Origin of the sequence: Streptomyces sp. NPDC005485 (genome assembly GCF_040606085.1) — a bacterium.
Classification (GTDB): Bacteria; Actinomycetota; Actinomycetes; order Streptomycetales; family Streptomycetaceae; genus Streptomyces.
This window is the reverse complement of sequence record NZ_JBEXDZ010000039.1, coordinates 37477-63218: the sequence shown is the minus strand read 5'-3', so window position 1 is coordinate 63218 and position 25742 is coordinate 37477. Positions and strand designations below refer to the sequence as shown.

The window sequence follows — 25742 nt, the reverse complement described above, 5'->3', positions numbered from 1 at the left end:
CGCTGCCCGAACCCGGCTGGCAGCGGGCCCTCGTCCACCTCGCCGGCGCCGGGTGGCTGCTGGCGCTGCGGATCGTCGTGCCCACGCCCGGGGCCACCGCCGGTGACTACCGGTTCGACGGGGAGCGGGACGCCGTAGCCGCCGTGTACGAGGCGGTCGCCGCGTTGCTCGACGCGGTCGGCGGGGCCGCGGCGAGTGATCGGCGGGTCGCGCTCACCGCCGCGCTCGACCATGCGCAGGACGCGCTGTCGGGGCCCCGGTTGCGCCGGTACGCCAGTTCCGCGGCCGAGCGACGGCTGCACACCCAGTACGCGGCCGCGCTGCCCCTCGCCGAGGCCGCAACCGCGCTCGCCTGGGCCGGGGAGGCCATCACCGCCCGTGCCTCCGAAGGGCCCCGGCGTCTCGCCGCCGCCGTGCGCAGCAGTACGCACACCGGGCCGCTGCCCGCGCCCGCCAGGTCAGCGCCGGCGCTGCGCGCCCTCGACGACGCGCTGCTGCACGCCGCCGACGCCTTCGACCGGGGCACCGGGACCGACCTGCACACCCGGCGCCGTACGGCGAAGTCCTTGTTCCGCACCGCGGTCGGCTCGGGCGGACGCGAGTACGGGCTGCGGGTCGCGCTGTCGTTCGGCGCCGGTGTGGCCGTCGCGCAGGGACTCCACCGCACCCTGCACAACGCCCACTGGTACTGGCTTCCCGCGACCGCCGTCTTCCTCGTCAAGCCCGACCTCGGGCCGCTCGCCTCGCGCGTGCTGTGCCGGGCGGCGGGGACCGTGCTCGGCGCCGTCGTGTTCGCCGGGTTCGCCGCGCTGTTGCCGCGGCCCTTGGGACTGGTGGTCCTCGTCGCACTCAGTGGCGCGCTGATCCCCGTCGCCACGCGGCACTTCGCCGCGCAGACCGCCGTCGTCACCGTCCTCGTCCTCGCCCTCGTGATGGTCGGCGGGGAGCCGGGGGCGTCCTGGAGCCGGATCGGCGAGACGCTGCTGGCCTGCGCGATCGTGCTGCTCGTCGGGCATCTGCCGATGCCGGGGCAGCGTGCGGGAGGCGTACGGGCCCGGCTCACCCGGGCGACCGAGACGGCGCACGCCTACCTCGGGCACGTCCTGAGCGGGTCCGAGGACCGCGCGGGACGCTGGGCACTGCGCCGCGAGGCATACCGCGCCCTCGCCGAGGCCCGCGCGGCCATCGACCTCACCGCCGCCGAACTCCCCGCCCTGGCACGCCACGCGGAGGGCACGGACGAGGTGGCGGCCACCCTTGAGCGGCTTGTCGACACGACGACCGCGTGCGCGGTACATCTTGACGACACCGGCCGGCTCACGGCCCGGCACAGCGAACGGATCGCCGAACTCCTCGACGAGCTGAGCGAGAGGCGTGCGCGGGCGGGGCTTCGGGCGATCGAGGCGCCGGGCGTGCGGGTTGCCGTTTAGGGCAGCCGCGCGCGTTCCTTGGGGCCGGGGACTGCTACGCCCCCACCCGCACCCACACCGGCGCATGGTCCGACCCGGGTGCCCCGCGGCGCGCCGCCGGGTCCGGGCCGATCGACGGCAGGGTGAGCGTTCCGTCGCCGGGCAGGCCCGTACCCGCCCCGGTGACGCGATGGACGAGGTGGTGGCTGACGAGGATGTGGTCGATCAGTTCGCGGCGGCCCGAGTTGATGCGGGAGTAGCGCTGCTCGGCCGGGATGAGCGGGGCGGTGTCCCACAGACGGGCCGCGTCGCCCTGGTCCGGGTGGTCGTAGCCGGGGGTGCCGATCTCGGAGCCGGGCGGGCCGAGCAGGATCTGTGTGGTGGCCGCCTGCACCTCGTCGTTCAGGTCCCCGAGGACGGCCACGTCCCGTGCGCGGCCCTCGCCCGCGAGCAGCTTGTCGGCCAGCGCGCGCAGGGCTGTGGCCTCGGCGGCGCGCCGGTAGAGGGCGTACGCGCCGTAGCGGGCCCGCTCGCCCTCGTCGCGCGGCTGGAACCGGCCGCCGGGATACGAGAGCAGCTTCGACTTCAGATGGCAGACGGCCACCGTCAGGGTCAGGTCCTCGCTCGCGATCTCCACCGCGAGGAAGCCGCGGCCCGCCCTCGACACGGGGTCCCCCTCGTCGTCGCCCTGCACCGGGCGCAGCCGCTCGGGGAAGGCGTTCGTGTCGGCGAGCAACCGCGGCACGAGGTCGCGGCAGAGGAAGCCGACCCGGATGCCCCGGTCGTCCGGGTGCTCCGAGAGCGCGACGTGCCAGTCGCCGTCCAGCAGTCCGGCCAGGTCTTCCAAGGCCTCCGGGTCGCCGACCTCCTGCACGCCCAGCAGGGCCGGGTCGAGTTCCGCGATGACGGCGGCCAGGGCGGCGAGCTTCGTCTCGTACGCCGCCTTGTCCTTGGGGCCGAACGGGCCGCCCGGCCGATACAGGTTCTCCAGGTTCCAGGTGCCGAAGAGCATGCGGCGCCCCTTCCGACGGTCCGAAATCCGGAGGCCCGGAGGTCCGGAGGGTGATTCCGAAGGCGTGATGCCGTCAGAGTGCCCGCACGGCCGCCACCGCGACAGAGCGGAGGCGGGATGCGCGGTTCACGTCCCCCGGGGGTATGACCACGTCGTACGGTGACGGCATGACGTCGTCTCCCGCTGACCTCATCATCACCGGATGTACCGTCCTCACGCACGACGATCATGAAGAGGTCGGCTTCGCCGACGACGCCGCGATCGTCGTACGGGACGGGGCCATCGAGGCCGTGACGAGCGCCGCGGCCGCGGCGGACCTGGCGGCCGGCGAACGTATCGACGCGCGCGGCCAGGTCGCGATGCCCGGCCTGATCAACTGCCACACGCACGCCCCGATGGTCGCGCTGCGTGGCGTCGCCGAGGACGTGCCCACCGAGGAGTGGTTCAACGACGTCGTCTGGCCCATCGAGTCCAACCTCACCGAGAAGGACGTGGAGTTGGGCGCGCGGCTCGCCTGCGCCGAGATGATCCGGGGCGGCGTCACCTGCTTCGCCGACCACTACTTCTCCATGGACGCGGTCGCGGCCGTCGTCGCCGAGTGCGGGATCCGCGCCCACCTGGGGGAGGCCTACTTCTCCTCGCAGGGTGCTCAAGGCCGGGAGAAATCCCTGGAGTTCGCGCTACGGCACCGGGGCGGGGCCCGCGGCCGCATCACCACCGCTCTCGCCCCGCACGCCCCGTACACCGTCGACGACGCCGACCTCGCCGCCACCGCCGCGCTCGCCCGTGAGCACGGTCTGCCCGTGCACATCCACGCCTCCGAGAACCGCGACCAGACCGAGGCCGGCCTCGCCCGGCACGGGGTCACGCCCATCGAGGTGCTGGCACGTGCCGGGCTCCTCGACATCGAGGCGGGCCTGCTCATCGCCCATGGCACCGGGATCGTCGAACGCGACCTGGCCGTCCTGGAGCGCGCGGGCGGCCCTGTCGCCGTCGCGACCGCACCCCGCGGCTATCTGAAGTTCGCCTGGCCCACCACCACACCCGTACGGGCGCTGCGCGAGATCGGCATCCCCGTCGGACTCGCCACGGACGGTGCCGCCTCCAACAACTCCCTCGACGTGTGGGAGTCGATGGCACTCACCGCCCTCATCCAGAAGTCGACCACGGGCGACCCCCGTTGGCTGACATCCCGTCAAGCCCTGCACCACGCAACGCTCCAGAGCGCCCGGGCGGTCGGCCTCGGTGACGTCATCGGTGCCCTCGCGCCGGGCCGACGGGCGGACATCGTCCTCGTCGACCTCTCCGGCCCGCACACCCAGCCCGTCCACGACCTCGCCGCCACTCTCGTGCACAGCGCCCGCTCCGGCGACGTACGGACGACCATCGTCGACGGGCGCGTGCTGATGCGGGACCGTGAGCTGCTCACCCTCGATGTGCCCGCCGTGGTAAGGGAGTTGGGGGAGCGGATTCCAGCACTCCTCGACCGGAGCCATGGTCGCCGGATCCAGGATTACAAGACCTGAAAACCGGCCTCGGAAGCGTACTTTGACGCCAACCGCGGGTGACCGGCCGGTCACGTCAGGTGGTTTCACGCTACACATGAAGCCGGGACTTTCTCGTCCGACGGGAGGCTGGGCCGGGTGGAACTGACGATCGACTTGGCGGTGCTGCTCGCTGTCGTCATCGCCGTGCGGCTGAGACGTCGTACGCAGGCTCGGAGCCGGAACGACGAGAAGCTGACCGTGGCCATCGTGCTGGTGTTCGGTGTCCTGATCGCCCCTACGGCCTTCGGTCAGGGCATCCTCGACATCGTCAGCCAACTCGCCCAAGGCGTCACGGAGTCCGGCAGCCCATGATCCGCCCGGCGTCCCGGCGCACCTAGGGTGGAGCCCATGGATCCCGCCGACGACCTCCTCAGCGACCCGTACGACACCTACCGGCACCTGCGTGAGACCGCTCCCGTGCACCGCATCGCCGGGACCGACGGCAACCCCGCATGGCTGGTGACGCGTTACGACGACGTACGCGAGGCGCTCGCCGACCCGCTGCTCTCGCTGGACAAGAGGCATGCGCTGCCCGGCAATTACCGGGGGCTCGCCCTCCCGCCCGCGCTGGACGCCAACCTCCTCAACATGGACCCGCCGGACCACACCCGCATCAGGCGCCTGGTCGGACGGGTCTTCACGCCGCGCCGCGTGGAGCAACTGCCCGACCTGGCGCTCGCCGAGGCCGAACCGAGGTGGCGGCCCTCCCTGCGCGCCCGCGGTCTGCTCACGCTCCCGGTGACGTACTGATGCGCTGACTTGGATTCTTCTCGACTTCTCTCGATTCTTCTCGCCGCGGCGATGAGTTCCGCTCCTTTCGCCGGTCCACCTCGGTGAAGGGGTCGTTCGACAGCGTTTCGGAGGAGGAGCACATGACGCTTCCGCAGGTCGTCTCGCATGAGGAGTGGCAGGCCGCGCGCGAGGAACTGCTGGCCAAGGAGAAGGCCGCCACGCGGGCGCGGGACGCGCTCAACGCGGAGCGGCGCAGGCTGCCGATGGTCGAGGTCGGCAAGGAGTACGTGTTCGAGGGCGGCGACGGCAAGGCGACGCTGCTCGACCTGTTCCGGGGGCGCGACCAACTCGTCGTCTACCACTTCATGTTCGCACCGGAGTGGGACGCGGGCTGTCGCAGCTGCTCGGCGTTCCTCGACCAGATCGGGCACCTGGCCCATCTGCGGGCCAGGGGTACCGAGTTCGCGGCGGTCTCCAGGGCGCCGTACACGAAGATTCTTCCCTTCAAGGCCCGGATGGGCTGGACGGCGCCCTGGTACTCGTCGTACGGCACCGACTTCAACCACGACTTCCACGTGACCTTCGAAAGCCCCGGAGAAGCTCCCGCCGCGAACGCCGCGAACGCCGCGAACGCCGCGCAGACCGTCGAGCGTCCGGGCGTGAGCTGCTTCCTGCGCGACCACGACCGGGTCTTCCACACCTACTCGACGTACGAGCGCGGTCTCGACGGGCTCGGCTCCACGACCAGTCTGCTGGACCTCACGGCCCTCGGCCGGCAGGAGGAGTGGGAAGAGCCCAAAGGGCGCGCGTCGACGCTGGGTGCGCCGGCGGGCAGCGGGCGCATCAGGTATCACGACGAGTACGACGACTGACACGAAACGTGAGGTCAGCGAGAGTTTCCTCACGCCGAAGTGGTCACGAAGTGTCGACTACGTCTCAGTACTGTCACTTCGCGAGCCGTTCACCCCATCGTTGGCGTTTAACTCTACGAGTACAGCGCGACATGGAGGTGCAGGGTGAACGGGCGAACGGTGCTGGAGCGCTTTCCCGCCGGCGGGCCGCGAGGTTCGTGGCCCGCGGAGGAGTTCGCGCAGGCTTGCCGCCTGCAGGGCCAGGCCGCGGAGGTGGTCATGGACCTCTCCACGGATGCCTTCCTGGTGATCGTGCGGGGCGCGACCGCGGTCGAGTGAGGTCAGCCGGTCTCCGGCAGGTGCACCTTTGCGGGCATCTTCGCCGTGAACTGGTCCGCCTGCAGCGAGTACAGCTCCGCGTAGATGCCGCCCGTGGCCAGCAGCTCCTCCGGGGTGCCCGACTCCGCGAGACGGCCCTGGTCGAGGACGTGCACGAGATCGGCATGGCGCACGGACGCCAGCCGGTGCGTGATGAGGATGACCGTCTGGCCGGTGCCCGCCAGGGCGCGGATCTTCTCGAAGACCTCAAGCTCGGCCCGCGCGTCGAGCGCCGCCGTCGGCTCGTCCACGATGAGGATCCGGCCGCGCCGGTAGGCGGCGCGCGCGATGCCCAGCCGCTGCCACTGCCCGCCCGACAGCTCGTGCCCGCCGCTGAAACCGCGGGCGAGCAGCGTGTCGAGGCCGCGCGGCAGATCCGCCACGACGTCCTGCGCGCCCGCCTCGGCGACCGATGAGGCGAGGCGCTCGTCGGTCAGCGGCGCCGAGGCGCGTCCGACGGCGACGTTGACGCGGGCCGTGAACGGCCATCGTTTGAAGTCCTGTGCCACCATCGCGATGCGCTCGGCGAGTTGGTGCCGGTCGGCGCCCGCCGCGTCGACACCGCCCCACAGGATTTGGCCGCGGTCGGGCGTGTAGAGCCCGGCGAGCAGCTTGACCAGCGTCGTCTTGCCCGAGCCGTTCTCCCCGACGAGCGCCACGATCCTGCCGAGCGGCACGCTCAGCGTCACGTCGTCGAGCGCGGGCCGGGTCGAGGCGCCCGGATAGCTGAACGTGACGTTCTCGAAGCGGATTTCGTCCGGGTCGTCGGGCAGCGCCGTACCGCCCGACGGGATCGCGCGCTCGGCCGCCTCGACGTACAGGCGCTGCAGATCACCCACGAACAGGGCCTCCTCGTGAAGGGAGTTGACCTCCAGGACGAGGGTGTCCAGGCTCGCGGAACCCGTGCGGATCGCGATCACGGCGGTGCCGGCGACGGAGAGCGCCATCGTGCCCGCGAGCAGCAGACCGCCCAGGGTCGCGTACGTCGCCACGGTGGCGAGGCCCGTCCAGACCGCGGCGATCAGGCCGGTACGGGCCGCCAGCCTGGCGAGGCGTGCCTGTTCGACCTCGGCGGTCTCCGACATCGAACGGAAGTGGCGCAGCAGGAACGGCCCGACGCCGTGGACGCGGATCTCCGGGGCGGCGGCGGGCTCCGTGAGCAGCTGGCCGATGAGACGTCCGGCCCGGGCGTGCTGCACCCAGGCGTGGAAGGACTCGTAGCGGCGCCGGGCGATCGTCAGGGCGCTCCACGCGCTCGGCAGCGTCATCATCACCAGGAGCGGCAGCAGCGCGGGGTGCAGCACGGTCAGGACACCCGCCGCGGCGATCAGCGAGATCATCGCGTTCACCACCTGCGTGGCGATCGAGATCATGCGCCGGGCGGACGCGGCGCCGTACTGCGCGGAGTCCAGCAGCTTGTGGAAGGCGTCGTCCTCGATCGCGGACAGCTCGACGGCCGCCGCCCGCTCCAGATACAGCTCGGTCGCCACTCGCTCCACCTTCGGCTCCAGGCGTCCGGTGGCGTACGTCGACGCGGCCCGCAGCAGCGCGGCCAGCAGCATCACGGCGGCGACCGTGACCAGGGCCGGAACCGCGTCGCGCAGCCGGTCCTCGACCGTGCCGCCCGCCATCACCCGGCCCAACACGCTGTTGACCGCGAGCAGGCTCACCGCCTGGGCCGCGCCACGGGTCACCTCGGCGGCCAGCACGATACGGGCGGCGCGGCGGTCCGCCTTCCAGGCGAGCCGGAAGCTGGACGCGAGCAGGGACGGCAGCCTCGTCACCATGGCCCGGAAGCTCAGCTCCAGGAACGCGTCCGAATGCCGGTTCCAGCCCATGTCGTAACGGAGTGGACCGCCGAAGAGCAGTAACTCCGAGTCGGACGGCCCGGGTTGGGACCCGTCCCGCTTCTTCTGTCCCCTCTTGTGTCCCATCCTCGGCCTCCCCCGATCGTGCACGAACGGTGCATCCCCACGTACCGAGCTCTCCATCCGTCCCGGCAACGGGTTTTCCCCGGGCCCGTGTTGCTCGGACACTCCCGTCGGCACGGACGTCTCATGGCATGGTGGCAGTGATCGTCACGGGGAGAACCGGCGAGAACAGGGGAGAACTGCCATGAGCAGCAACGCAAGCAGCAAGCACGAGGGGTTCACGGCCGAGGAGCGGGCCGCGATGAAGGACCACGCCCAGGAGCTGAAGGCGGCAGCGCGCCGCAGCTCGGCCGCGGACAAGGCGGCACAGGCGGAGAAGGAGGTGCTCGCGAAGATCGCCGAAATGCAGGACTCGGACCGGATCATGGCCGAGCGCGTCCATGCCGTCGTCACGGCCAATGCCCCGGTCCTCGCGCCGAAGCTCTGGTACGGGATGCCCGCCTACGCGCTGGATGGCAAGGTCGTCTGCTTCTTCCAGAGCGCGGAGAAGTTCAAGGCGCGCTACGCGACCCTCGGGTTCAGCGATCTGGCGAAGCTGGACGAGGGCACGATGTGGGCGGCCGGGTTCGCCCTGACCGAGGTGACGGCCGAGGTGGAGGCGCGCATCGGTGCGCTCGTGAAGCAGGCGGTGAGCTGAGCCGCGGACGCGCCTGAGCGGTCGGGGGCCCTGCGTGCCTGTGCGTGCTCAACACACAGGCACGCGCTTCACGCACTGATCGGACGCGACCAGACGGGTGTCGTGTCCGTCACCCGGCACAGTGCCAGGTAGAGGGGGATCGGCGGGGTGTACGGAACGGTGCCGTTCGGTGTGTGGATGAGCGCGGGAACGCCGGGGCTGTCCGGGAGGAGTGCCCCCGTGGCGTAGTGCGTGGATTCCGGCCACTCCAGGGCGACGTCGGAGTCGGCGGGCACGATCCACCACCAGCGCGACCCGTCGGCGTAGACACAGCCGACGCGCGGCAGCCGGGCCAGCACGATCGGTCCGAGGTGCGCGGGCGTGGCCACCGCGTCGCAGCCGAGCGGCACCGTCATACCGTCGGGCAGGACGAGTCGTCTGAGCGCTCCGGACGACCGCTGCCCGCGCTTGAGGCGCACCAGCGTGTCCAGGGACAGGACCTGGGCAGTCGCGGACCCGGCCACGGATCTGGACCCCGATCGCGACCTTGACCCCGACCCTGACGCGCGCACCGACGTTTCCCTCACGCCCTTCCTCAATCCTCGCTCGGCTCGATCGGGGGGACCCCTGTGCTCCCCGTTCCCGAGGACGTTCCCGTTCCGTCGCCTCGGCCGTCGGCCGGCGGCTTCTTCGCGCTCCACCCCAGGTCGGAACGGGCGTCGGTGTTCTGGTTCCGGCCCTGAACGGACCGCTTTGCCTCGTCCTGCGAAGCCACCCGGGACCTGTCGCCGGAACACGACAGGTCCCGGGCGGGCGGCACCGCCCCGCCGACCGGTTCCCCGGAGGGAACGCGGTCCGCTGCGCGCGGCAGTTCCGCCCAGACCAGCAGTCCCGGCCCGGTGTCCTGGGCCCCCCATGCCCTGCACAGGGCCGAGACGAGGAGCAATCCCCTCCCGTGCTCCTCCTCGGGACGCTCCGGCGAGGGGTGCGGCTCGCCCGGAGCGCATCCCTCGTCCTGTACGGCGATCCGTACCAGGTCGTCCCCGTCGTGCAGCTCGCAGACGACATGCTCGCCGGCGCTGTGCACGATCGCGTTGGTGACCAGCTCGGAGACGACGAGGGCCGCCGTTTCGACGGTGTCGTCGCACACCGCCCACCCGGCCAGTCCGGAGCGCGTCAGCTGCCGGGCCCGGGCGACGGAGCCCGGATGGGCGGCCAGCTCGAAGCGGAACCGGCGCTCGGCGGCCGCGACGGGGCTGGGCCCTGAGGCGGCGCGGAGACCGGAGCGGTCTTCGGCGGCGGCTGTTCCTAACGGCGCGGACGGAGTCACGCTTGCCACTATCGCCCCGCCGTGAACACTTGGCAAGTGTCACTATGAAAAATGCAGAGTGCCATGTGACGCCGAGAGGACGCGTGGCACACTGCTCGCAACAACCCGTCGAGCGGCGCCAGTTGGGATCTGCGAAGAAGCAGGAAAAAGCATCCGAACGGCGCCGCCCGGGCTGTCCGGACACAGGGGAGGTGGGGCGTGAGCGAACCGCGGTCAGCGCCGACGGTCGGTCAGGTCGTCCTCGGCCGGCGCCTGCTGGACCTGCGGGAACGCGCGGGTCTCAAGCGGGAGGAGGCCGCCCGAATCCTGCGTGTCGCGCCCGCCACGGTCCGCCGCATGGAGATGGCCGAGGTCTCCCTCAAAATTCCGTACCTACAGCTCCTGCTGAGGTCGTACGGCATCTCCGACGACGAGGCCGAGGCCTTCGTCCAACTGGCCGAGGAGGCCAACAGGCCGGGCTGGTGGCAGCGGTTTCACGACATCCTGCCGGGCTGGTTCTCGATGCACGTCAGCCTGGAGGGTGCGGCCGCCCTCATCCGCTCGTACGAACCCCACTTCGTGCCAGGGCTGTTGCAGACCGAGGACTACGCGCTCGGTGTCCTGAAGTCGGGTGCCATCGGCCAGACCAGACCCGAGGACATCGAACGTCATGTGGCGCTGCGCATGCAACGCCAGGATCTGCTCACTCGGGAGGGCGCACCCCGGTTCTGGGTCGTCATGGACGAGACGGCCCTGCGCCGCCCCGTCGGCGGCCCGGCGGTGATGCGCGCCCAGATCGACAAACTGCTCGAAACCGCGAAGCTGCCCAACGTGACCCTGCAGGTCGCCCCGTTCGCCGCGGGGCCGCACCCGGGTACGTACGGGCCCTTCGTGCTGTTCCGCTTTGCCATGCCGGAACTCCCGGACATGGTCTACAGCGAGTACCTGACCGGCGCGGTCTATCTGGACTCGCGCTCAGAGGTGGCGACCCACCTCGAGGTCATGGACCGCATGGCGGCGCAGGCCGCCACGGCACATCGCACGAAGGAGATCCTGCTGGATCTCCGCAAGGAGCTGTGAATGGAACGCATCAAGGCGCGGATACGCAACGGGCGCACCGGAGCCGGCGGAGTCAACGGACTCGACGGACGCAACGGACGCGACGTGCGGATCTACAACGGGATGCCTGCCCGTGAGCTGGGCAGCGAGGGCTGGCACAAGCCGTGGAGCGGTGGCAACGGAGGCAACTGCCTGGAGGCGATGAAGCTCGCCGACGGACGCATCGCGGTCCGGCAGTCCGCGGACCCCGACGGCCCGGCACTGATCTACACACCGGGCGAGATGACCGCGTTCATCCAGGGGGCGAAGGCCGGAGAAGCGGACTTCCTGCTGTCCTGAACCACACCCTTGCGAGCCGCTGCTCTCTCCATGATCCGTTCAAACTTGTTCAAGTTGCCTAATCTTGCTGTGAGTTGATCGCCTTCTTGAAGTTCATGGGTTTCCCGAACCCATGAACTTCACGAGCCTACGGAGACTGTCATGACCGGGCAGGCGCCCATCGAGATCGATACGAGCAAGCCCCATCCCGCGCGGATGTACGACTGGTTCCTGGGCGGCAAGGACAACTACCCCGTCGACGAGGAGATGGGCAGACAACTGGTCGCCCTCGAACCGCGCATCCCGGCGATGGCGCAGATCAACCGCGCGTTCATGCACCGCGCCACCCGCTGGCTGGCCATGAACGGCGTACGGCAGTTCCTGGACATCGGCACCGGCATCCCGACCGAGCCCAACCTCCACCAGATCGCCCAGGAGATCGCGCCGGACGCCCGCGTCGTGTACTGCGACAACGACCCGATCGTGCTGGCCCACGCGGAGGCCCTGCTGCGCAGCACGGGCGAGGGCCTCACCGAGTACCTGCAGGCCGACGTGCGGGAACCCGGCACCATCATCGAACAGGCCAAGAAGGTCCTGGACTTCACCGAGCCCGTCGCGCTCTCGCTCGTCGCGCTGCTGCACTTCATCGCGGACGAGGACGGCGCGTACGAACTCGTGGAGAAGCTGCTGGCCGAACTGCCCTCCGGCAGCTACCTGATGCTCTCGCACGCCTCGGACGAGACCGACCCCGAGAAGGGGGCGGAGGCGACCGAGATCTACCGCAAGCGCGGCATGACCCTGGCGCTGCGTGACGGCGAGCGGATAGGCCGCTTCTTCAAGGGCCTTGAACTCGTCGACCCCGGCGTCGTGTTGGCCGTCGACTGGAAGCCGGAGCTCGGCGAGATCGTCGAGTACGGGGGAGAGGGGCCCGTACCGGGGTACGGGGCGGTGGGACGCAAGCCCTGAACCGGGCAGGCCCGGCCCGCCGCGGGCCGGGCCCTCACCCGGGCGGCAACACCCCGCACAGCGCCTCCAGCGCAGCCCCGTACGCATGCTCTGCAGGCGTCGCATAGCCCACGACCAGCCCGTCCGGTGCGGACGTCACCGCCTCCGGGTGCCGGAACTCGGCGAGCCCGTCGAGCGCGATCCCCTGCCAGGTCGCCGCCTTGACCGTGGACTGCTCGGTCCCCGGAGGCAGCCGCAGCACCGCGTGCAGCCCGGCCGCGATACCCGTCACCTCGATGTGCGGCGCGTGCGCGGCGAGGGCGGCGACAAGACGGTCACGACGGCCCCGGTACCGCTGCCGCATACGCCGCACATGACGGTCGTACGCCCCGGAGGTGATGAAGTCCGCGAACGCCAGCTGATCGAGGGCGCTCGCCCACGCCTCCCGTTCCCCCTTGGCCTCCAGAACCCCGTCGACGTACCGCTCCGGAAGGACCATCCAGCCGAGCCGCAGCGCGGGTGACAGGCTCTTGCTGACCGACCCGACGTGGATGACGTGCTCCGGGTCCAGCCCCTGCAACGCCCCGACGGGCTTGCGGTCGTAGCGGAACTCCCCGTCGTAGTCGTCCTCGACGATCACGCCGCCACGCGCGCGTGCCCAGTCGATCACGGCGGCGCGTCGTGCGGAGTGCAGGGGGCCGCCGGTGGGGAACTGGTGCGCCGGTGTGAGCAGTACGGCCCGCTCCCGGCCCAACGCACACACCTGGGCGCCGTCTTCGTCGAGCGGCAGCGCAACGGTCGTCACGGCCGCGGCGGCCAGCAGCGCCCGGTGGAAGTCGAGGCCGTACGACTCGACGGCCAGCGGGCCGCGCAACACCCCGCCGGGGCTGGTGAACAGCAGGCGCAGGGCGTGCGCGAAGCCCGAGCAGATCACGATCCGCTCCGGGCTCGTGCGCACGCCGCGCACGCGTGCCAGGTAGGCGGCCAGTGCATGACGCAGCTCCGCGCGGCCGGCTGGATCGCCGGGCCCGAAGGCCTCGTTGGGCGCCTGCTGAAGCGCCCGCCGGTACGACGCCGCCCAGGCGGCACGCGGGAACGACCCCGCGTCCGGGGTGCCCTGTCGCAGGTCGTGCCGAGGGCCACGCGCGCGTGGAGGTGCTTTGGGGCGTACGCGCGCGGCGGCGCCCGGCGGCTCCGCCCGCTCCGCGACCCGGGTACCCGAACCCTGCCGGGCGTTCAGCCACCCCTCGGCGACCAGCTCGGCGTACGCGTCGGCGACCGTGTTGCGGGCGACGCCGAGGTCGGCGGCGAGCGAGCGGTAGGGCGGGAGACGGGTGCCCGGCGCGAGCCGCCCCGAGCGCACGGCTTCGCGCAGCGCGCGGATCAGCGCGGCCCGCCGACCGCCCGCCCCGGACGTCTCCATCTCCAAGTGCAGATCGGCACCGATCCGCTCCGCGGAATTGACCCATGACTCAGCCATGGAAATGAACCATACAGGTGGTCTTTGTGGCCCGTAGATTCATGGTCATGACGACGAACACGACGACCACGACGACCACTGCGCAGGCAACGACCACGCACACGGCGCACGCGACGCACTCGGCGCACAGGATCGACGAGAGCCGGCCGCGTCTCGACTTCGCGAAGTCCGCCCCGAAGGCCTTCCGGGCCCTCATCGGCTTCGACGCCGCGGCCCGCCAGGGTCTGGACCCGGCCCTCGTCGAACTGATCCAGATCCGCGCCTCGCACCTCAACCACTGCGCGTACTGCCTTCACATGCACACCAACGACGCGCGCAAGGCGGGCGAGAGCGAGGACCGGCTGCACATGATCGCGGTGTGGCGCGAGGCCCGCCACTTCTTCACGGAGAAGGAGTGCGCCGCGCTCGCCCTCACCGAGGCGGTCACCCTGGTCGCGGACGGCGGTGTCCCGGACGACGTCTACGCGCAGGCCGCCGCCCACTTCGACGACGAGGAACTGGCCCAGGTGCTGGCCCTCGTGTTCGCGATCAACACCTGGAACCGGATCGCCCTGTCGACGGCGAAGGTCGCGGGCACGGATCAGCGCAGGTGACCGCCGGCCCAGGGGCTGAGTTCCATGGGGCCTTCGGTCCGGCTACGCCGTCATCGGCCCGTCGTACGGTCCGATCGGCGCCGGCAGCCGGGCGTCACCCGTGAGACGGCGGTCCACCGCTGCCGCCACCGCGCGGCCCTCGGCGATGGCCCAGACGACGAGGGACGCGCCGCGGGCCGCGTCCCCGGCGACGTACACGCCGGGGACGTTGGTCGCGAAGTCCGCGTCGCGGGCGATCATGCCGCGAGCGTCGAGGGTGAGGCCGAGCTGGTCGATCAGGCCGTCGTGGCGGTCGGGTCCGGAGAAGCCGAGGGCGAGCAGCACCAGGTCGGCCGGGAGCGTCCGCTCCGAGCCGGGCAGCGCGCTGCGCCGGTCGTCCACCTCGACGAGGTGCAGTGCGTTCACACGGCCTGTCCCGTCCCCGGTGAAACGGAGCGTGGACGCCGCGAAGAGCCGCGCGTCCGCGTCAGCCGCGGGGGCCGTCTCCAGATCGCGGGCCTCCTCGTGCGCGGCGGAGAGCCGGTAGACCTTCGGGTACGTCGGCCACGGCTCGGTGTCCTCGTCGCGCTCAGCCGCCGGGAGCGGATAGATGTCCAGCTGCGTCACCGACTTGGCGCCCTCGCGCACCGCCGTGCCCAGACAGTCCGCCCCGGTGTCGCCGCCGCCGACGATGACGACGTGCTTTCCTGCGGCCGAGAGCGGGGATTCCGCAAGATCCCCCTGACACACCCGGTCGGCGAGCGGCAGATACTCCATCGCCTGGTGAATGCCCGTCAGTTCCCGTCCCTCCAGCGGGAGTTCACGCCAGGCGGTGGCTCCCACGGCGAGCACGACAGCGTCGTAACGTGCTCGGAGCTCTCCGGCCCCGATGTCCCGGCCGACCGCCGTCGACGTCCTGAACTTCGTGCCCTCCGCCCGCATCTGCTCAAGTCGCCGGTCGAGGTGCCGTTTCTCCATCTTGAACGCGGGGATGCCGTAGCGCAGCAGCCCGCCGATCCGGTCGGCCCGCTCGTACACGGCGACGGTGTGCCCGGCCCGGGTCAACTGCTGCGCCGCGGCAAGGCCGGTGGGGCCCGATCCGATCACGGCGACGGTCCGCCCGGTGAGCCGGTCCGGCGGGCGGGGCGGGGTGAACCCGTCCGCCCAGGCGCGGTCGGCGATGGCCACCTCGACGTTCTTGATGGTGACCGCGGGCTGGTTGATCGCGAGCACACAGCCCGCCTCGCACGGCGCGGGACACAACCGACCCGTGAACTCGGGGAAGTTGTTGGTGGCGTGCAGCCGGTCGCTCGCCGCCCGCCAGTCCTCCCGCGAGACGAGGTCGTTCCACTCGGGGATCAGATTGCCCAGCGGGCAGGCATCGTGGCAGAACGGGATCCCGCAGTCCATGCAGCGATCGGCCTGCTTGCTGATGATCGGCAGCAGCGCCCCGGGGACGTACACCTCGTTCCAGTCCCGCACCCGTTCCTCGACGGGCCGACGCGGGTGCTCCTCGCGCGGTGTGGTGAGAAAACCCTTGGGATCGGCCATCGCCGTCTCCCTTGCGAACATGCGCGTGCGGGCCGCACCACCGGGGGACGGCATCGGCCCACGGCCTTTTCTGCGGCACTCCTTTCACGCCACGATACGACGCCCCCGCGCGCCCCGCCGCTCAGGTGAGGGCGGGCATGCCGCTCAGGTGAGGGCGAGCAGGTAGGACAGTGCCGCGGCGGCCGCCGCGATCGTGCGGATGTGGTTCCACATCGTCCACTCGCGCACGTACGAGCGCCAGTACGTGGCGGCTTCCGGGGTGCCCGGATCCAACTTGAGCAGCGCGTCGTTGCGCGGGACGTTCGCGACGACGGTCACCCCGAACGACCCGACCAGGTACAGCACACTGCCCAGCAGCAGTTCCACCGTCCCCTCGTCCGGCAGCAGCACGAACGTGACCACGCCGAGAACCGCGCACAGCCCGGCGGACCCGACGAACACGAGCATGAAAGCCGGACGTACGGCGGCGGTGTTGATCGAGTTCATGGCGGCGACGCCCTGCGCGGGCGGCAGGTCCGCGAGTCCTCTCATCACGAACGTCGAGAACCCGCAGAAGACCCCGGCCACCACCCCGCAGCCGAGCACCCCCAACACCGTCAGCACGAAGTACGGTCCACCGATCATGTCCACTCCCGCTTCGATCCCCCGAAGTCAAAGATCCTGCACGGCACACACCGTCACCACAAGTGAAATCCCGTACGAGGACAGTGACCATGGCCGAGATGCGCTGGGGCATACGCGAGCGTCTGCCGCCGTCACGCGAGCGCCGTGATCCCGTCGCCCCACCGGTACCCCTCTCCCCACTCCCGCAGCCGGTCCTCCACCATGGCCGCGATCCGGCGCCGGGCCTCGTATCGCGGCACACCGCTCATCAGCAGCTGGTCGTACGGCGTGTCCGTGTGCCGTACGGATGCCCGCACCGCCGAGGTCACCGCCGAAGCGGACAGGGCGCGGCCGGCGGCACTGCGCCCGACACGTCCGCTGCCGCGCAGCGAGGCATGAGTGGCGATCACCTGCGCGCGGTCGGCCGGACAGCCGGGAAACAGCCGCCGGATCTCCCGCGCGAACGCGTCCGTGAACCGCACGTCCTCATCGGCCCGCCGCCGCGCGTCCCGCGCCCGCCGTCGGCGCCGCGCCTCCGCGTCCGCCAGGCACCGCTCCTCGGCCCGGGCGAGCGCCGCCTCCTCGACGAGCACGCCCTGCCGCTCGTACCGACTCCGCCGCCGGTTGAACCGCACCACCACCGCCGACAGCGCACTGCCCTCCCGTGACCTCCGCGTCAGGGCGGTGTCGCCCCGCGGCAGGAACACCAGATGCCCGAGGTCGGCACAGTCGAGGCAGCGCGGCGACCCGCTCTCCAGCACCAGCAGTGCCAGCGGCCCACCACGGCACTCCAGACAGTGCCGCCGCTTGAGGGGCTGGAAGACGAGAAGCCCGCTGATGGGCGGGGGAGTTGGAAGTCGTGCCATGACAGGTTCATTCCCCGGTCCGCCCCTGGGTCCACGTCGACGCCCGGCGTGACGCCACTCGCCTCCTTCAGGACGCCTGGAGCGCCCCGCACCTCTCGCCGCTCCTCGCCAGGCTCAAGGGAACGCGTACTGATCGCGGCATCATGGGTCCTGTGCGACTCGAAGCGATCACCTGGGAACGGCTCGGCGACCAGCTCGCCGACCGGCTGCTCGACCTGAAGCCGGACGACGGCAGCCCCTGGCCGCGCGTCGCCTTCGACGGCGCCCCGGCCGCCCGCCCCGGCGACCTCGCGCACCGGGTGTCCGAGGCGCTGCGCATACGCGGCCGGTCCTCGCTCGTCGTCGGCGCGGAGGGCTTCCTGCGCCCCGCTTCGCTGCGGTTCGAGTACGGACACCGGGACGTGGAGGCGTATTACGACGGTTGGCTCGACACCGGTGCCCTCTGGCGCGAGGTCTTCGGCCCGCTCGAACCGGGCGGTGACGGCCGCGTCCTGCCCGACCTGTGGGACCCGGCCACCGACCGCGCCACCCGCAGTCCCTACGCTCAACTCCCGCCCAGCGGTGTCCTGTTGATGCACGGCCCCCTCCTCCTGCGTCACTGGTTTCCCTTCGATCTGAGCGTCCACCTCCTCCTCTCCCCGGGCGCCCTTCGCCGCCGCACCCCCGAGGCCGAGCACTGGACCCTCCCCGCCTTCGAGCGCTACGAGACGGAGGTGGACCCGGCCGCCACGGCCGACGTCCTGGTGCGGGCCGACGACCCCCGCCATCCCGCGTGGAAGCCCCTCTTCACCTGAACCCCTTTTATATGCACGCGCATATAGTTATGCTGCGAGGCATGACCATCTCCTTTGACGAATCGGTCCGTTCCCTCCTCGATGCCAAGAACTTCGCCAGCGTCGCCACTCTCGGCCCCACCGGCTCTCCCCAGAACTCGGTGGTCTGGATCAAACGCGAGGGCGACACCGTCCTCTTCTCCTCGACCGCCGGCCGTCAAAAAGTGCGCAACCTCCAGCGCGACCCCCGCATCAGCGTCTCCGTCTTCGACCTCGCCAACCCCTACACCTCGGTGGAGATCCGTGGCACCGCCGAGATCCTCCCCGACGACGCCAAGCGTCTGCCCCACGAGCTCTCGCACAAGTACCTCGGTATCGACCCCCCGGCGGAGAACGACGACGAGGTCCGCGTGATCATCCGCGTGGTCCCGCAGAAGATCGTCGGTTTCGCGGTCTGAGCCCTGCGGTGCGGGGTGTCCGCGCTCGGGTGGTGCCGGGTGCCCGGGCCCGGGCAGCGCCCGGCCTTCGGGCGCGGAAGGTGCTGGGCAATCGTCCGAAACCGTCGACTTCCGGGTGCGCATCCCCGGGTGCGCGCCGAGAATGTAGGGCGCCGGGACTAGCGGAGCGTTCCGCACCGCGCCGGCCGTCCGGCATCGGGAGGTACTTCATGACCACCGCCGGAGACATCATGCACCGCGGCGCCCAGTGGATCCCCGCCAGCGAGACCCTGGACCGCGCAGCGCAGCTGATGCGCGAGCTGAACGTGGGCGCCCTGCCCATCAGTGACGAGAACGAACGGCTCTGCGGCATCCTCACGGACCGCGACATCGTCGTCGGCTGCGTGGCCATGGGCCATGACCCGGCGCGTATCACCGCCGGCGAGATGGCTCAGGGCACACCGCGCTGGATCGAGTCGAACGCCGATGTCGGCGAGGTGCTTCAGGAGATGAAGGGGCACCAGATCCGCCGGCTTCCGGTGATCGAGAACAAGCGTCTGGTCGGCATGATCAGCGAGGCCGACCTGGCCCAGCACCTGACGGACGACCAGCTCGCCGCCTGGGTCGAGAGCGTCTACGCGAAGAGCGCGACACGCTGACCCGGACCCCGACAGCAGACCGCGGGCCCTCGCCCTGCCGGCATCACCGACCGTGCCGGGCGAGGGGTTGCGTCGTACCCCTCACAGCCAGCCGTTGCGCCGGAACCCCCGGTACAGGACGAGACAGGCGATGCTGATCACGCCGATGACTATGGGGTAGCCGAACCGCCAGTGCAGTTCCGGCATGTTGTCGAAGTTCATGCCGTACACCCCGCAGACCATCGTCGGTACGGCGATGACGGCGGCCCATGCCGTGATCTTCCGCATGTCCTCGTTCTGCGACACCGTCACCTGCGCGAGGTGCGCCTGCAGGATCGAGTTGAGCAGTTCGTCGAAGGCGGCGATCTGCTCGGTGACCCGCAGCAGGTGGTCGGAGACGTCCCGGAAGTACGCCTGTATCTCCGGGTCGACCACCCGGATCGGCCGGGTGGCGAGATCCAGGACCGGGCGGCCGAGCGGGACCACGGCCCGCTTGAGTTCCAGGAGTTCACGCTTGAGCTGGTAGATCCGGCCCGGGTCGGCGCGTGCGCCGTTCTCCGCGAACACATCGGTCTCGACCTGGTCGATGTCCTCCTGCACCGCGTCCGTGACGGTCAGGTAGTCGTCGACGACATGGTCCGCGATCGCGTGCAGCACCGCGGCCGGCCCCTTGGCGAGCTGGTTGGCGTCGGCTTCCAGCTCCTCGCGCAGCGGCCCCAGCGAACCGTGCATTCCGTGCCGCACCGTGATGACGAAGTCGCGGCCGACGAAGACCATGATCTCGCCGGTGTTGACCACCTCGCTGGTCGCCGTCAGTTCCTTGTGCTCTACGTAGCAGACCGTTTTGAACACCGCGAACAGCGTGTCGCCGTACCGCTCCACCTTCGGGCGCTGATGGGCGTCCACGGAGTCCTCGACGGCGAGCGGATGCAGATCGAAGAGCTCGGCGATACCGGCGAACTCCTTCTGCGTCGGTTCGTGCAGCCCGAGCCAGACGAACCCCTCATCGTGCTTGCGGATCCGCTCCACGGTGTCCACGAGATCGCGGCCGCCGGGGACTCTGGCCCCGTCCTGGTACGCCACGCAGTTGACCACCGCGGAGCCCAGCGGGGAGCGGGCGGGGTGGCTGAGGTCCACGCGGTCGCGCCGCCGGGTCAGCCGTGCCACCTTGCGCAGGCCACCGACCCTCCCGAGACCGGTGACCTTCCGCAGATTCCCTGCCATGGACATCTGGATCTCCTCGCGTGGATCTCCTTGCGCCGCACGTTGCGCCTTGGCGAGCCAGTCTGCCAGTCCGAAACGATCCCCGGAAAAGCCTGTGGGAACGGAGCGTTCCGGTCCGGTTCGTGGTTGTCGTTTCCTTCCGTCCGCGGGAGCGGGCCACCCGGCGGGTTGTGAGGGGAGCCACGGAGCGTCGACGATTCGCGACAAGGCGGTCAACTGGGATGATCTCGGCATGACGCGAAGCGACGGGTATCTCCTCGACAACCGACAGACCGAGGCGGGAAGGCGTTTCGACGCCTTCGCCACTCTCTTCGACCCCACGACGTTCCGTCACCTGGAGCGCTTCGGTATCGGGTCCGGCTGGCGCTGCTGGGAGGTCGGCGCGGGCGGGACGTCCGTGGTGTCCTGGCTCGCCAAGAAGGTCGGCCCGACCGGACGGGTCATCGCCACCGACATCGACACCTCGTGGGCGGCCTCCGCGGCGCGGCCACCGGTCGAGGTGCGCGTCCACGACGTGGGCGCCGAGGAACCGCCGGGGGAGGGCTTCGACCTCGTCCATGCCCGGCTCGTCCTGGTGCACGTCCCGGACCGGGAGCGGGCGTTGCGGTCGATGGTCAAGGCCCTGCGGCCCGGCGGACGACTGCTCGTCGAGGACGCCGACCCCGCCCTGCAACCGCTGCTCTGCCCCGACGAGTACGGTCCCGAGCAACAGCTCGCGAACCGGCTGCGCCAGGGCTTCCGCAGCCTGCTCGCGGAGCGCGGCGCCGACCTCTCCTACGGGCGCAAACTCCCGCGTCTGCTGCGTGAGGCCGGTCTGAGCGGAGTGGAGGCCGACGCGTACTTCCCCGTCGCCTCGCCCGCCTGCACCGCCCTGGAATCCGCGACGATCCGTCAGATCCGCGACCAGCTCGTCAGCGCGGGCCTCGCCACGGACCAGGACATCGACCGCCACCTGGCCAACGTGGCCTCCGGCTCCATGGACCTGGCCACCGCCCCGATGATCTCGGTGTGGGGTCGCAAGAGGTAAGCGTGGGGCCTGTGAAGGGGCCGAGGGAGAGGGTCAGCCCGCCCCGGGCCGGTCACGCGCCGGAGGCCGCCCGCCCACCTTCTCCACCGCCCGCGCCCCGGCCCGGCACCCCTCCGCGGCCGCCCGTTCCGGCTCCGCGCCTGCGAGGAGGGCCGCGAGGAACGCTCCGGTGAAGGCGTCGCCGGCGCCGGTGGTGTCGTGCGGTGTCGCGGGCGCCGCCGGGACGTGGGCCCGCACGGACCCGCCGCGTGCCACCAGGGCTCCCTCGCCGCCCAGCTTGGTGACGACCAGCGGGACCTGGCGGCTCAACTTGGCCGCCGCGTCCGCCGGGTCGGGCAGCCCGGTCAGCAGGATGGCCTCGTCGCAGCTGGGCAGCAGGACGTCGACGCCCTCCGCGAGCTCCAGGAAACGGTCCACGCCCAGCTCGGCGAGGAACCCCGCGGACGCCGGATCCAGACTCACCGGGATGCCACGCGTGCGTGCCGCCTCCAGAGCCACCGTCACCAGCGCCCTGCCCGGATCGGAGAAGAACAGGTAGCCCGACAGATGCAGCCGCGCCACGCCGTCGAGCAGCGTCGGCGACCAGTCACCGGGGTCCAGCCGAAGCGACGCGCCCCTGTCCGTGAGGAACGTGCGCTCGGCAAAGGCGCCCGTGTCCACCAGACAGATCACCGTCCCCGTCGGCGCCTCGGGATCGACGACGAGGATCGGACGTACACCGCAGTCCGTCAGCTCCCGCTCGTGCCAGGCGACCGCGTCCGCGCCCACCCGCCCGAGCATCCGCACGTCCGCGCAGCCCCCGTACGCCGCCCAGCACGCGACGTTGGCGCCCGCCCCGCCCGGCAGGGTCCGGACAGCGGCAACCGTGTCGGTGCCCGTTGCGAGCGGGCCGCGGTGCCGGGCGACGATGTCCGTGACCACGTCACCGACGACGAGCAGTGCCCCGCCGGGCGCGCTCGCACCAGGGACCGCGGTCCCGGGATCCGGCCCGGTCACGCCCCGGCCCAGGCCGCCGCGATCCGCCCCGCCAGCCGTACGTTGCCGCGTACGGCCGCCAGATTGGCGCTCAGTGAGGCCCCGTCGGTGTGCCGCACCAGGTAGTCGAGCAGGAACGGCGTCACGGCCTGCCCGGTCACCCCCTCCGCCTCGCACGCCTGCAGCGCGTCGGCGAGCACGCGCGCGTGGAGATCGGGGTCGAGCTGTTCCTCCTCGGGCACGGGGTTGGCGACGATGAGCGCCGACTCCGGTCCGCCCAGTGCGTCCTGGGCGCGCATGACCTCCGCCACCTGCCCGGGGGAGTCCAGCGTCCAGTCCACGGGATGGCCCGAGTCGGACAGATAGAAGCCGGGGAAGCGCCCCGTGCCGTATCCGGCGACCGCCACGCCCAGCGTCTCCAGGCGCTGCAGGGTCGCGGGCACGTCCAGGATCGACTTGACGCCCGCGCACACCACCGTGATCCGGGTGCGTGCGAGCAGGCCCAGGTCGGCCGACTCGTCCTGGGTCGCCGTCCACTCCCGGTGCACCCCGCCGAGCCCGCCCGTCGCGAACACGCGTACGCCCGCGTGGGCTGCCAGCAGTGCCGTCGCGGACACGGTCGTCGCCCCGCTCGCGCCCGCCGCCACCGCGAGAGGCAGATCGCGATGCCCGAGCTTGCGGATCCCGTCCTCGTTCGCGACCCTCTCCAACTGCTCCTTGTCCAGCCCGACATGGGGGTGCCCGTCGAGCACGGCGATCGTCGCCGGTACGGCGCCCTCCTGCCGTACGGCATCCTCCAGCTCCAGCGCGACCTGGAGATTGCGCGGGCGCGGCAGGCCGTGCGCGATGATCGTCGACTCCAGGGCCACCACGGGTCGACGCGCGTCGAGCGCCTGCCGCACCTCTTCGGACACCACGAACACGCGCCTGCCTCCTGTCGTCGGGTCTTCCCTCATCTCTGGCGGGCGGCGCGCCCCGTCAAACCCTTGCGGCCCGCGACGTACGACACCAGCCTGGGGACATGACGGACAACAGCGCACGTCTCGACCACGTCGTCCTCTGGGTGCGCGACCCGGTCGCCGCAGCCGACTTCTATGAGAAGGCGGTCGGCCTGGAGCCCATGCGGGTGACCGAATTCGCCGCGGGGAAGGCGTCGTTCCCTTCCGTGCGCCTCAACGAGGAGACCATCTTCGACCTCGCGCCCCTCCCGATGGCGGAGCGCATGACCATGGTTCCAGGGGCCGCCGACAGCGCGGGCCACCCGGTCAACCACGTGTGCCTCTCCTTGCGGGAAGACGACTTTGACGCCCTGCGCGCCCGCCTGGAGGAACGGGACATCCCCGTCTCGGACTTCAGCCACGACTCCTTCGGCGCCCGCGGAAAGGCCAAGCGCAGCTTTTACTTCCGAGACCCGGACGGGAACGTCTTCGAAGCCCGGCACTATGAATGACTCTTCGGTGTGAGAAAAGGGTGTCCCGCGCGCGGGACACCCTTTTCCCTCCTCCTCAGGCCGTCAGACCCGGCCGTACGCCGTTCAGTGCCCCGTGCGGGTCGAGGACGTACTCGCGGCCGGCGACTTGGTCGAACTCGGCGTGGCTCCGTGATGCGGATGCCAGTGACTGTGCGCAGGGCGGAGTCTGCTGCCGCCCGTGTTTTCCGGCCACCCTCCGCGCGAGGACGCGTTGCCGGCGCCGCTGCCCCCGCTGCCGGGCAGGCCCCGACGCCCCGGCCCCGGCAGGCTGCCCACGTCCGGCTAGGGTGACCGCCCATGACGACGAACGCCCAGGCCACCCCGTCCTTCGCCGTGCACATCCCCGATGCCGAGCTGGAACCGGAGCCGCTGGACCCGGCCCAGATCGTCTCCGGCGACCCGGTCGTGACGGGCAAGGTGCTGTGGGAGTCCGCCGACGGAAAGCAGCTGCGCGGCATCTGGCAGATCACGCCGGGCGTGGTGACCGACACGGAGGCCAACGAGCTCTTCGTGGTCGTCAGCGGGCGCGCCACGGTCGACGTCGTGGACGGTGACACGCTGGAGCTGGGCCCCGGCGACGTGGCGATCCTGCGTGAGGGCGACCGTACGACCTGGACCGTGCACGAGACGCTCCGCAAGGCGTACCACATCAGCCTCTGAGGACCTGGCAGCCTCTGAGGACTCGTCGCCTTCTTGGGTCTTGTCGGCTTCTTGGGTCTTGCCGGTCTCTGCGGCTGCTCAAGTCTTCGTGAGCCGAGTGAACAGCGCCAGGCCGCCCAGCGGCACCAGCAGGCACGCGGCGACGAGGTTCAGCCAGCCGTAGCTTGCCTGCGCGACGACGAGACCGGCGGTCGCTCCACCGAGACCGGCCGCCGTGTTCATCGTCAGGTCGGCCAGCCCTTGCGCGGCGGCCCGCGCGGGCCGGGGCACGGAGTCCGTGAGCAGCGCGGAGCCCGACACCAGCCCGGACGACCAGCCCAGGCCGAGGACGAAGAGCCCCGCAGCCGTCTGCCCGTGGCTGCCCTGCGCCGTGCCGGCGAGCAGCGCGGCGCAGGCCAGCAGCCCCACCGCGAGGCCGATCCCGGAAAGCCGGCCGAGCCGGTCCGAGAGGCGGCCCATGAGCGGCGAGAACGCGTACATGCCCGCGATGTGCACGCTGATGACCAGTCCGATCAGGTCGATGCTCGCCCCGTGGTGCCCGAGATCGACCGGCGTCATCGACATGATCGAGACCATGGCCGTGTGCGAGACGGCCACCGTCACCAGAGCCAGCCGGGCCCGCGGCGAGGCGGCGACGGCGGCGAAACCGGCCCGGATGGAGCGCGCCTCGGCGGACTGCTCCTCGGCCGGCGCGAGGGCGCGGGCGGTCAGCAGGGGATCGGGGCGCAGCAGTACGGCGACCAGGAGCGCCGAGAGGAGAAACACCCCGGCCGCCCACAGGAACGGGCCCGCCGCCTCGGGTATGCCGAGGCCGGAGACGCTGCGCCCCGCGGGCGCGGCGATGTTGGGTCCCAGCACCGCCCCGATGGTGGTGGCCCACACCACGTTCGAGATGGCCCGGGCCCGCCGCTCCGGCTCGGCCAGATCGGCGGCCGCGAAGCGCGACTGCAGGTTCGCCGAGGAGGCCGCGCCGAATCCGGCCAGGCCGAGCAGCATCAGCGGAAAGTTCCCGATGCTCGCGGCGAGCACGACGACACCCGCCCCCGCCGCGCCGATGAGATACGCCAGCACGAGCCCGGGCCGACGGCCCCGCGCCGTCATCAGCGCGGCCAGCGGTACCGAGAGCACCGCCGTACCGGTGACGGTCGCCGTGGGCGCGAGCCCGGACAGCGACTCGGTGCCGCTGACCTGCTTGGCCAGGACGGTGGCGAGCGCGATCCCGGTGGCGACACCGAGCCCGCCAAGGATCTGGCCGGCGATCAGCACGGCGGTGATACGGCGGCGCAGCGCGGGTATCCCCTCCGCGTCGACAGGCATGCCGGTCTGCCGCTCGACGGCGGTCACACCGAGGACCCGGG

28 protein-coding genes and 1 pseudogene are annotated in these 25742 nt (G+C 71.3%); 17 read left to right on the top strand and 12 right to left on the bottom strand.

The features are described 5' to 3' along the window. The coding region (locus ABZS97_RS16120) for an FUSC family protein (protein ID WP_356138046.1) at nucleotides 1–1430 on the top strand (1430 nt) is incomplete at its 5' end. Between the two features lie 34 nt (nucleotides 1431–1464). Here the strand turns inward: ABZS97_RS16120 and ABZS97_RS16115 are convergent. After that, nucleotides 1465–2421 carry an endonuclease/exonuclease/phosphatase family protein gene (locus ABZS97_RS16115; RefSeq protein WP_356138043.1) on the bottom strand — a complete coding sequence of 319 codons (957 nt, stop codon included), beginning with the start codon at nucleotides 2419–2421 and terminating at the stop codon, nucleotides 1465–1467. Nucleotides 2422–2588: 167 nt separating this feature from the next. Here ABZS97_RS16115 and ABZS97_RS16110 point away from each other — a divergent pair, with 167 nt between their 5' ends. The 5 genes and pseudogenes from ABZS97_RS16110 to ABZS97_RS16090 all read left to right on the top strand — a co-directional run bounded on the left by ABZS97_RS16110 (nucleotide 2589) and on the right by ABZS97_RS16090 (nucleotide 5890). Further along, on the top strand, nucleotides 2589–3947 hold the full coding sequence (locus ABZS97_RS16110) for an amidohydrolase (RefSeq protein ID WP_356138040.1): 1359 nt from the start codon (nucleotides 2589–2591) through the stop codon (nucleotides 3945–3947). Nucleotides 3948–4064: 117 nt separating this feature from the next. Further along, complete coding sequence (locus ABZS97_RS16105) at nucleotides 4065–4280, top strand: hypothetical protein (protein WP_356138039.1); 216 nt, start codon at nucleotides 4065–4067, stop codon at nucleotides 4278–4280. A gap of 36 nt (nucleotides 4281–4316) precedes the next feature. Then, nucleotides 4317–4631 (top strand): annotated as a pseudogene (locus ABZS97_RS16100) (cytochrome P450); the annotation flags it as partial. Nucleotides 4632–4840: 209 nt separating this feature from the next. Further along, nucleotides 4841–5572: a DUF899 domain-containing protein gene (locus tag ABZS97_RS16095; RefSeq protein ID WP_356138037.1), complete on the top strand. Its 732-nt coding sequence runs from the start codon at nucleotides 4841–4843 to the stop codon at nucleotides 5570–5572. A gap of 144 nt (nucleotides 5573–5716) precedes the next feature. After that, a complete protein-coding gene (locus tag ABZS97_RS16090) occupies nucleotides 5717–5890 on the top strand; it encodes a hypothetical protein (protein WP_356138034.1) in 174 nt (57 codons plus the stop codon). A gap of 2 nt (nucleotides 5891–5892) precedes the next feature. Here ABZS97_RS16090 and ABZS97_RS16085 read toward each other — a convergent pair whose 3' ends face one another. Continuing rightward, a complete protein-coding gene (locus ABZS97_RS16085) occupies nucleotides 5893–7863 on the bottom strand; it encodes an ABC transporter ATP-binding protein (RefSeq protein WP_356138032.1) in 1971 nt (656 codons plus the stop codon). 181 nt (nucleotides 7864–8044) lie between these two features. On the opposite strand from ABZS97_RS16085, the gene ABZS97_RS16080 reads away from it, so the two are divergent. After that, the gene (locus tag ABZS97_RS16080) at nucleotides 8045–8497 is read left to right on the top strand and encodes a hypothetical protein (RefSeq protein WP_356138027.1); all 453 of its coding nucleotides are present in this window, start codon (nucleotides 8045–8047) and stop codon (nucleotides 8495–8497) included. A gap of 68 nt (nucleotides 8498–8565) precedes the next feature. Here the strand turns inward: ABZS97_RS16080 and ABZS97_RS16075 are convergent, their stop codons facing one another. Then, the gene (locus tag ABZS97_RS16075) at nucleotides 8566–9000 is read right to left on the bottom strand and encodes a hypothetical protein (protein WP_356138024.1); all 435 of its coding nucleotides are present in this window, start codon (nucleotides 8998–9000) and stop codon (nucleotides 8566–8568) included. A 71-nt stretch (nucleotides 9001–9071) separates the two neighbouring features. Further along, nucleotides 9072–9815: an ATP-binding protein gene (locus ABZS97_RS16070; RefSeq protein WP_356138022.1), complete on the bottom strand. Its 744-nt coding sequence runs from the start codon at nucleotides 9813–9815 to the stop codon at nucleotides 9072–9074. 189 nt (nucleotides 9816–10004) lie between these two features. Here ABZS97_RS16070 and ABZS97_RS16065 point away from each other — a divergent pair, with 189 nt between their 5' ends. The 3 genes from ABZS97_RS16065 to ABZS97_RS16055 all read left to right on the top strand — a co-directional run bounded on the left by ABZS97_RS16065 (nucleotide 10005) and on the right by ABZS97_RS16055 (nucleotide 12128). After that, nucleotides 10005–10865: a helix-turn-helix transcriptional regulator gene (locus ABZS97_RS16065; protein WP_356138020.1), complete on the top strand. Its 861-nt coding sequence runs from the start codon at nucleotides 10005–10007 to the stop codon at nucleotides 10863–10865. A gap of 102 nt (nucleotides 10866–10967) precedes the next feature. Next, complete coding sequence (locus ABZS97_RS16060) at nucleotides 10968–11183, top strand: DUF397 domain-containing protein (RefSeq protein WP_356138050.1); 216 nt, start codon at nucleotides 10968–10970, stop codon at nucleotides 11181–11183. Between the two features lie 141 nt (nucleotides 11184–11324). After that, nucleotides 11325–12128 carry an SAM-dependent methyltransferase gene (locus ABZS97_RS16055; protein ID WP_356138018.1) on the top strand — a complete coding sequence of 268 codons (804 nt, stop codon included), beginning with the start codon at nucleotides 11325–11327 and terminating at the stop codon, nucleotides 12126–12128. A 34-nt stretch (nucleotides 12129–12162) separates the two neighbouring features. Here ABZS97_RS16055 and ABZS97_RS16050 read toward each other — a convergent pair whose 3' ends face one another. After that, on the bottom strand, nucleotides 12163–13587 hold the full coding sequence (locus tag ABZS97_RS16050; RefSeq protein WP_356138016.1) for a PLP-dependent aminotransferase family protein: 1425 nt from the start codon (nucleotides 13585–13587) through the stop codon (nucleotides 12163–12165). A 47-nt stretch (nucleotides 13588–13634) separates the two neighbouring features. On the opposite strand from ABZS97_RS16050, the gene ABZS97_RS16045 reads away from it, so the two are divergent. After that, complete coding sequence (locus ABZS97_RS16045; protein ID WP_356138014.1) at nucleotides 13635–14180, top strand: carboxymuconolactone decarboxylase family protein; 546 nt, start codon at nucleotides 13635–13637, stop codon at nucleotides 14178–14180. Nucleotides 14181–14222: 42 nt separating this feature from the next. Here the strand turns inward: ABZS97_RS16045 and ABZS97_RS16040 are convergent, their stop codons facing one another. The 3 genes from ABZS97_RS16040 to ABZS97_RS16030 all read right to left on the bottom strand — a co-directional run bounded on the left by ABZS97_RS16040 (nucleotide 14223) and on the right by ABZS97_RS16030 (nucleotide 17179). After that, entirely contained in the window at nucleotides 14223–15710 is a 1488-nt protein-coding gene (locus ABZS97_RS16040; protein WP_356138012.1) for a glutamate synthase subunit beta, read from the bottom strand. A gap of 144 nt (nucleotides 15711–15854) precedes the next feature. Next, entirely contained in the window at nucleotides 15855–16334 is a 480-nt protein-coding gene (locus tag ABZS97_RS16035; RefSeq protein ID WP_356138010.1) for an anthrone oxygenase family protein, read from the bottom strand. Between the two features lie 131 nt (nucleotides 16335–16465). Further along, nucleotides 16466–17179 carry a DUF2293 domain-containing protein gene (locus ABZS97_RS16030; protein ID WP_356138008.1) on the bottom strand — a complete coding sequence of 238 codons (714 nt, stop codon included), beginning with the start codon at nucleotides 17177–17179 and terminating at the stop codon, nucleotides 16466–16468. A 143-nt stretch (nucleotides 17180–17322) separates the two neighbouring features. Here ABZS97_RS16030 and ABZS97_RS16025 point away from each other — a divergent pair, with 143 nt between their 5' ends. The 3 genes from ABZS97_RS16025 (at nucleotide 17323) to ABZS97_RS16015 (ending at nucleotide 19048) form a co-directional block, all read left to right on the top strand. After that, complete coding sequence (locus tag ABZS97_RS16025) at nucleotides 17323–17973, top strand: uridine kinase (protein WP_356138006.1); 651 nt, start codon at nucleotides 17323–17325, stop codon at nucleotides 17971–17973. Nucleotides 17974–18014: 41 nt separating this feature from the next. Then, nucleotides 18015–18410 carry a PPOX class F420-dependent oxidoreductase gene (locus tag ABZS97_RS16020; protein WP_356138004.1) on the top strand — a complete coding sequence of 132 codons (396 nt, stop codon included), beginning with the start codon at nucleotides 18015–18017 and terminating at the stop codon, nucleotides 18408–18410. Nucleotides 18411–18619: 209 nt separating this feature from the next. Continuing rightward, entirely contained in the window at nucleotides 18620–19048 is a 429-nt protein-coding gene (locus tag ABZS97_RS16015; protein ID WP_356138002.1) for a CBS domain-containing protein, read from the top strand. Between the two features lie 81 nt (nucleotides 19049–19129). Here the strand turns inward: ABZS97_RS16015 and corA are convergent, their stop codons facing one another. Beyond that, nucleotides 19130–20257 carry a magnesium/cobalt transporter CorA gene (gene corA / locus ABZS97_RS16010; protein WP_356137999.1) on the bottom strand — a complete coding sequence of 376 codons (1128 nt, stop codon included), beginning with the start codon at nucleotides 20255–20257 and terminating at the stop codon, nucleotides 19130–19132. 226 nt (nucleotides 20258–20483) lie between these two features. On the opposite strand from corA, the gene ABZS97_RS16005 reads away from it, so the two are divergent. After that, complete coding sequence (locus tag ABZS97_RS16005; RefSeq protein WP_356137997.1) at nucleotides 20484–21278, top strand: methyltransferase domain-containing protein; 795 nt, start codon at nucleotides 20484–20486, stop codon at nucleotides 21276–21278. Nucleotides 21279–21311: 33 nt separating this feature from the next. Here ABZS97_RS16005 and ABZS97_RS16000 read toward each other — a convergent pair whose 3' ends face one another. After that, nucleotides 21312–22274 (bottom strand): sugar kinase, encoded by a 963-nt coding sequence (locus ABZS97_RS16000; protein WP_356137995.1) that lies wholly within the window; start codon nucleotides 22272–22274, stop codon nucleotides 21312–21314. Further along, the gene (locus ABZS97_RS15995; RefSeq protein WP_356137993.1) at nucleotides 22271–23209 is read right to left on the bottom strand and encodes a pseudouridine-5'-phosphate glycosidase; all 939 of its coding nucleotides are present in this window, start codon (nucleotides 23207–23209) and stop codon (nucleotides 22271–22273) included. Before ABZS97_RS15995 ends, ABZS97_RS16000 begins: the two co-directional genes overlap by 4 nt. 65 nt (nucleotides 23210–23274) lie before the next feature. Between ABZS97_RS15995 and ABZS97_RS15990 the strand changes: the two genes are divergently transcribed. Together ABZS97_RS15990 and ABZS97_RS15985 are read left to right on the top strand one after the other, a co-directional pair. After that, nucleotides 23275–23703 carry a VOC family protein gene (locus ABZS97_RS15990; protein ID WP_356137991.1) on the top strand — a complete coding sequence of 143 codons (429 nt, stop codon included), beginning with the start codon at nucleotides 23275–23277 and terminating at the stop codon, nucleotides 23701–23703. A gap of 318 nt (nucleotides 23704–24021) precedes the next feature. Further along, on the top strand, nucleotides 24022–24384 hold the full coding sequence (locus tag ABZS97_RS15985) for a cupin domain-containing protein (RefSeq protein WP_356137989.1): 363 nt from the start codon (nucleotides 24022–24024) through the stop codon (nucleotides 24382–24384). A 78-nt stretch (nucleotides 24385–24462) separates the two neighbouring features. Here the strand turns inward: ABZS97_RS15985 and ABZS97_RS15980 are convergent, their stop codons facing one another. Beyond that, nucleotides 24463–25701: an MFS transporter gene (locus ABZS97_RS15980; protein ID WP_356138048.1), complete on the bottom strand. Its 1239-nt coding sequence runs from the start codon at nucleotides 25699–25701 to the stop codon at nucleotides 24463–24465. Nucleotides 25702–25742: the final 41 nt, after the last annotated feature.